General features: G+C 50.9%; 6 protein-coding genes. 1 reads left to right on the top strand and 5 read right to left on the bottom strand.

The window, feature by feature from the left end:
- Nucleotides 1-1869: endo alpha-1,4 polygalactosaminidase (locus KDK13_RS06050; protein ID WP_257284071.1), on the bottom strand; the 1869-nt coding region annotated here is incomplete at its 3' end.
- A gap of 379 nt (nucleotides 1870-2248) precedes the next feature.
- Here KDK13_RS06050 and KDK13_RS19160 point away from each other — a divergent pair.
- Complete coding sequence (locus KDK13_RS19160; RefSeq protein WP_373692218.1) at nucleotides 2249-2512, top strand: hypothetical protein; 264 nt, start codon at nucleotides 2249-2251, stop codon at nucleotides 2510-2512.
- 117 nt (nucleotides 2513-2629) lie between these two features.
- On the opposite strand, the gene KDK13_RS06040 is transcribed toward KDK13_RS19160, so the two are convergent.
- The 4 genes from KDK13_RS06040 to KDK13_RS06025 form a co-directional block, all read right to left on the bottom strand.
- Nucleotides 2630-3211 carry a hypothetical protein gene (locus KDK13_RS06040; RefSeq protein ID WP_257284070.1) on the bottom strand — a complete coding sequence of 194 codons (582 nt, stop codon included), beginning with the start codon at nucleotides 3209-3211 and terminating at the stop codon, nucleotides 2630-2632.
- A gap of 143 nt (nucleotides 3212-3354) precedes the next feature.
- Nucleotides 3355-5415 (bottom strand): NAD-dependent DNA ligase LigA, encoded by a 2061-nt coding sequence (gene ligA / locus KDK13_RS06035; RefSeq protein ID WP_373692219.1) that lies wholly within the window; start codon nucleotides 5413-5415, stop codon nucleotides 3355-3357.
- 90 nt (nucleotides 5416-5505) lie between these two features.
- Nucleotides 5506-5928, bottom strand: a complete 423-nt coding sequence (zipA, locus tag KDK13_RS06030; RefSeq protein WP_257284068.1) for a cell division protein ZipA — start codon at nucleotides 5926-5928, stop codon at nucleotides 5506-5508.
- A gap of 29 nt (nucleotides 5929-5957) precedes the next feature.
- The coding region (locus tag KDK13_RS06025) for a hypothetical protein (RefSeq protein WP_257284067.1) at nucleotides 5958-6424 on the bottom strand (467 nt) is incomplete at its 5' end.

Genomic DNA, 6424 nt, shown 5'->3' with positions numbered 1-6424 from the left:
TTTATCATCAGGCAACAGTCGTTGGTTAATATAATTAACACTCCCTTCGATTTCCCTGACCGCATCGTACTGGTAGTCACGTATGGGTAACGATGCCCCATAAAGAGCATTGGCAAGTTGTTCTTCTGTAGGTTGCCAAAAAAAAGGATGACTGAATGTGTGACTTGCTGGCTCTACATTAGGGAGTTGGAAGATATCACGGGCTATTGGTTCCAGTTCTGCGGTCAGATGAGGATATATGCCTTCCGGTCCCACCTCCCCCTCGACAATGGAAACGGTATGGGCAATATCAAATCGTCGCAGCACTTCATTCATAATTACCGTACCGCTATAGGGTGTTCCCAGTACCTCTGCGCGGCTGGCAAAACCATCGCCATCAACATGTGAGGTGAGAATACGTCGTCCATTTTCTGTAGTAATGTCGTATGCAGGCTGATGTTTGAGTTGAAGTGCCTGAGTTAAAAGCTCAAAAGGATTAATATACCACGCTCGTCTATCGTTATTATTGACTGCCAAGGTATAGGGGAAAAGGGCTAGCCCTCCCCAGGGACCAATAACAATAGGATTAAATGTATATCCTGAGCCATCACGAAGGGTGAGCCAGGGAGTGTTGTCCGGTGAAGTATTATACTCAAGACCGGTATTCAGCAACGATGGCGTTATCGGTTGTTCGTAATGAATCCACTGATTATCTTCCTGTATTGTCAGAGGCGTTTGTGGATAGGTTGAACGACGAGAAATACCCAGATAATCCAGCAGCGTGGCGTCAGCAAAAGACAGAGAGCCACCAAATAATACAGGTATGTTCAGGTCAATTTGCCGCATTAACCATTGTTGCAGACTCAGGCTTTGCGCTATTGGCTTGGTCAGCCACGTAACAATACCAGCATAGCGATGAGTGAGAGGATAGGTTGGCAAAGGCTGGTCGGTCGAGAGATAAACTGGCGTATACCCCAGATGCTCAAGAACGGGAGCCAAGTAAAGGTGAACCTCCGAATTTGCCACTTTTTCCGCGTCGTTATAAAGCACCAGCACCTTACGCGGGACGGGCTGCACAAACCCGGTACCAATAAAATCCAGTGCCGGCGTGCTTACCCAGGCAGAATAACCGGCCTGTTCAATCCGTCGTGCCAGGGCCGGGGCGTTGTCCATTTCATCCTGTGGTAGGTAGTCGATAACGGTAACGGGAATATTTAATTCCCGCACTGTGTTCAGCTGGTTTTGCAACCACTGCTGATCGGCATAAGGCACTTCTGAATAGCTGTCGGTTGCCGCGTCGTAACGGCGGAACAGCGACTCTGCCACCAGTGCATCCACTGCCGGGGCGATCGCTGGAAACAGCTCAAACCCCCGGTTGACGATGATCGACAGCTGCGGATAGCGGGACTTGATAGCATTGATCAGCTTCACCAGCCCCTGCTGATAACGACGCTGATCGTTCAAAGAGGGCCTGGTGTACTGGTAACTGTCAAGAGTATCAAAAAACAGCCCGGTAAAACCGCGGCGAATCAGTTCCGGAATATGGGTTGTCAGCAGATAGTCCTGCCACCAGTGATGGCCGGGATCAATAATGTCACTGCGCCACGGGGCGTTGTAACCGATCACCAACCCCTCAGGCAGCGGGCGAGATATCCTTTGGTCCCGGTGGATTTCTCCGAGGCTCAGGTAGGCAACCGGTTGTGAGCCATGGTCGAGGAACTGACGGGTGATGGCCTCAGTGACGTGAGCCGGTTCCAGAACGACATGGTCGTAGGCTGATAACTCATCGACAGGGATATCGTGGGCATAATAAAAGCCGATGTGCCTGATATTCACTTTATTGTTTTGTGTATGTGCAAAGGCTTGAGTTCCGACAATGCCCAGGCCCATTATCCATAACGCGATCCTTCGCAAGAAGATTCGACTAAATACTGCGAGTACCATTCCGTTGACCTACTACTATACGGCCTCATTTTTATGCAGCTGATATTACTCTCAAGAAAAGTTGTCAGCAAACAAAATAGTTGCCACATCCTGGGTTTCTTTCATTTAACAAAAACCTATCTAACAACCTATCTTCAGTTACCCGAGCCTATTCAAATTGAGTAACTTTTGTTGTGAGTAATCGTTACTCCAGCTCTCGCTCACCACTTTGCGTCGCTGGGAGGCTTTTGGAAAGCGGGTATCTGAGCGCACTACCGGAGGTCATCGACGTCATAGCGCCAGTCAGCTGATGACGGGACAGGCTTCACACCTTCAGGGCAAGACAATGGCTTACAGCCGAGTTTCCAGTCATGACCAGAGAAAAGATCTGGAACGGCTGCTGGAAATTCTTTCGCTACACGGCGCTTGGTTGGCGGTCCTGGTCGAGCAGGAGCTTGGGCATAACCCTGACATACAAGCCCAGTATCAACGGCTACTGGCTAATGGCAAGACCAAAATGCAAGCGATCGGTGCGGCTATGCCGAAGCTTGTACAGATTTGTTTTGGTGTCGTGAAGCATCAAAGCGAATATCAGCCTCAAAGTGCTTGAGGCTGATTCTGAGAGAAGGCATTTGTCTCGGAGAGCGTTCTTCAGGGTTTGCAACAACCTCTATTGCCAGGAGTGCCAATGAAGTTCCAGCTGTTCAAAATAGGAGAGTAATTCATACTACAGGTTACAGCGGCGCAGCTGTTCACCGTAGTTACTGGCTCTGCGCTTTACGGTACTGGCAGTGCTCAACAACCATTTCTTTTTATTGTGAGTTCCCTTTCGGTAACCATACCAGCCTTCATGGTAATTCAGGTACTGCTGATCTGCCGCCCAAAGCGATGTACCGTTAATCCTGCGGGACTTGTGGGTATACCAGCCAATAAAGTCAATGGAGTCCCCAAAGTCTTCACGGCTGGGGAAGAAACCCCCGGCTTCACTGACATATTCATCCCAGGTGCCATCCTGGGCCTGCGGGTAGCCATAGGCGGAAGAATTACGGGGTAATGGAATGAACAGGAACCATGGACGCGGTGGCTGGGCATCGTGCCGATAAGATGATTCCTGATACATAATGGCCATCATGACCTGGATAGGCGTCCCCCAGCGCTGGTTGGCTTTTTTCGCGTCTTTATACCAGCTGCGTTTCTCCTTGAAGACACTGCACAGGTTGTGGGGCTGCCCCGGTGGTGCCTTACTGGCACAACCTGCCAGCACTGCACATACGGTTAAGATAAACAATTTTCGGCTCAGGTTTGACATTCAGCCGCCATCCTCCAATATTCAACCACAGAGATCACAGAGAGCACCGAGAAAAGATAACCTTTAATTTGCTTCATCAGTCCAAATTTCCCGGAGTGTTTATAACCTCTGTGGTTCACACTCAAATCAAATTGCCGCAGACACTACACGCCCCAAGCCTGCCTCATCTGCATAAAGTCATCTTCAGTGACGATACGCACTCCCAGTTTCTCTGCCCTGGCCAGTTTGGACCCTGCCTTTTCACCGGCCAGCAATGCTGATGTTTTTGCAGAGACGGAACCGGTCACCTTGGCTCCCATTTTTTGCAGGATGGCTTTACCTTCATCGCGGGTCATTGCGCTTAACGTCCCGGTCAACACCCAGGTTTCACCAGCAAGCGGTTGATCTCCTTCTTCTTCAACCAGTAATTCAGTTTCCCATTCCACACCATTGGCCAGAAGTGCATCAATTACTTCGCGGTTGTGTTCCTGACGGAAAAACTTCTCAATATGACCGGCAACCACAGGGCCAACATCATCAACGGTTTGCAGGTCGTCTACCGAAGCAGCCATTAATTTATTCAAATCACGGTAATGGTTTGCCAACCCCAGTGCAGTGGCCTCACCCACTTCCCGAATACCCAGAGAGTAGATAAAGCGGGCAAGTGTAGTTTTTCTCGACTGATCAAGCGCATGAATCAAATTCTCAGCCGACTTTTTCCCCATACGGTCAAGCCCGTAAACCTCCAGTGCAGAAAGACTGAACAGGTCTGCCACCGTTGCTATCAATTGACGATCAACCAGCTGTTCAACCAGTTTATCCCCAAGACCATCAATATCCATTGCCTTGCGGGAGGCAAAGTGCTTAATCGCCTCCTTGCGCTGGGCTGAACAGAACAGCCCGCCAGAGCAACGCAAAATGGCTTCTTCACGTTCCAGCTCAGAGTCACACACCGGACAGCGATCAGGCAACGTGATATCCCGAACATCTTCAGAGCGCATGGAGTGGATAACCCGGTCCACCTTGGGGATAACATCACCGGCCCGGAGGATAACGACACTGTCGCCTATTTTGATATCCAGACGTTCAATTTCATCCATGTTATGCAGGGTCGCATTACTGACCGTTACCCCGCCCACAAACACTGGCTGCAAACGGGCGACCGGCGTGATAGCACCGGTTCTGCCTACCTGAAACTCCACGTCCTTAAGAGTAGTGATCGCTTCCTGTGCCGGGAACTTACGGGCGATGGCCCAGCGCGGCGCCCGGGCAACAAAACCCAGCGCCTGCTGCCGGGCAATGGCATTCACTTTATAAACAATACCGTCAATTTCGTAAGGCAGCCCCTGACGTTTTTCAGCCATGGCCTGATAGTAATCCTCACAGGCCTGAACCCCTTTGACGACCTGCAATTCGGGGCTGACTCGCAAACCCCATTTTTTCAGGCAGGCAAGTATCTCACTGTGCGTGTCTGGCATTACTCCGCCATCGACAACACCAACACTGTAACAATAGATCGTCAATGGTCGTTTAGCCGTTATCCGTGAATCCAGCTGGCGTAAACTGCCAGCTGCCGCATTTCTCGGGTTGACAAATGTTTTCTCCCCTTTGGCGTTGGCTCGCCGGTTTAACTGTTCAAAACCGGCTTTTGGCATATACACCTCGCCCCGGACTTCAACGCGTTGAGGCCAGTCATTACCCATCAACTTAAGGGGAATTGACTCAATCGTACGAATGTTCTGGGTAATATCTTCCCCGGTAGTGCCATCACCACGGGTAGCCGCCCTGACCAGAAGACCATCTTCGTATAACAGGCTGACAGCGATACCATCCAGCTTGGGTTCGCAGGCGTATTCAATGTCTTCAGTGGTGTCCAGCCGCTCTTTAACCCGACGATCAAAGTCCGCCTGATCTTCTGCATCAAAAGCGTTATCCAGAGAGAGCATGGCCAGTTCATGGCGAACCTGACCAAACGCTTTCAGAGGAGTACCACCGACCCGCCGGGTGGGAGAATCTTCCGTAATCAGCTGTGGGTATGCAGCTTCAAGGGATTTCAGGCGGATAAAAAGCTTATCGTATTCACTGTCGGGAATTTCCGGCTCATCCAGGACATAGTAACGATGGTTGTGCTCGCTGATCTGCTGGCGCAGCTGAAGTATCTCTTGTTCTGCAAGCTCAGGGGAAGGAGCCGGTGGAATAGGTGGAATATCTGAAGAAGAAGTCATGCTCATGGAATTATCAAAGGCCAGCGGGTTCTCTGCCTGAGAACCCGCTGAAGAAAACATTAGATGGCAATTGCCAGGCCAGCAGGAATATCAATGCACCGGCTGTTTAGCCAGCTGTTTTCGCTCATATTCACGAATACGCTGACGACAGTGTTCAAGGGTCTGCTGAGTCATCACGCTGAACAGTTCATCTTTAAGTTCGCCACCCAGGTCAAGGGCAAGACGACGTGCTGTCTCTTCCATCAGGGCAAAGGCCTGCATGGGTTTTTCAGGCCCCGGCAGACTCATGAACAGGCTCAGGGCCGGTGTTTCAGTGGCTTCCAGATTGTCAATGGTAAAGGTGCCCGGCTTTACGCCGTTGGCCATGCTGAATAGAATTTTCCCAGTACCATCGGCATTGGCATATCGATGGAAGATCGACATATCACCAAAGCACATGCCTGACGCCAGCATGGACTGCATCAGCTGTTCACCGGCAAAAACGCCACCGCCCTTTGACAGCACATTGATCACGATCACTTCACTGGCAGGTGGGCGGTCTTTTAACTTTTCAGCCTTCTCCCCCCCCCCCCCAGATTGAGTTCTTTTTGAGGATTCGAGCTCTCTCTGGCCGCAACGTCACGTTCCTGAATCGGGGCCTTGCCCTGACCGGATGCCGCCCTTGGACGACTGACAAACTCATCTGGCCCGGCATCTAACCGGGACGTTTCACGTGAGCGAACAGATCGGTCAGAGCCTTCAGCCCGGGAAAAGCCTTCAGCCCGGGAAAAGCCTTCAGCTTGTATATTATCTTCAGTATGCGACTGTCGTGTACTTCCTGAGGATTGCTGTGACTCATCCAGATTCATGAGTACTGGAACAGGCTCATCCAGATCAAGCGCTCTTTGAGCTCTCGCTTTCTCCCCGGCAGTAGAATCCCTGGCAGAGCTTTTCTCTGCATGTCGTTCAGATTCTTCGGCAGCGTGGCGATGGCGCTGTCTCAACGATTCAGGGTAAACGGGCGGTTCTT

The sequence above is a fragment of the Endozoicomonas sp. SESOKO1 genome, from assembly GCF_024606265.1.
GTDB lineage: Bacteria > Pseudomonadota > Gammaproteobacteria > Pseudomonadales > Endozoicomonadaceae > Endozoicomonas.
This window is presented reverse-complemented; position numbering and strand designations above follow the sequence as displayed.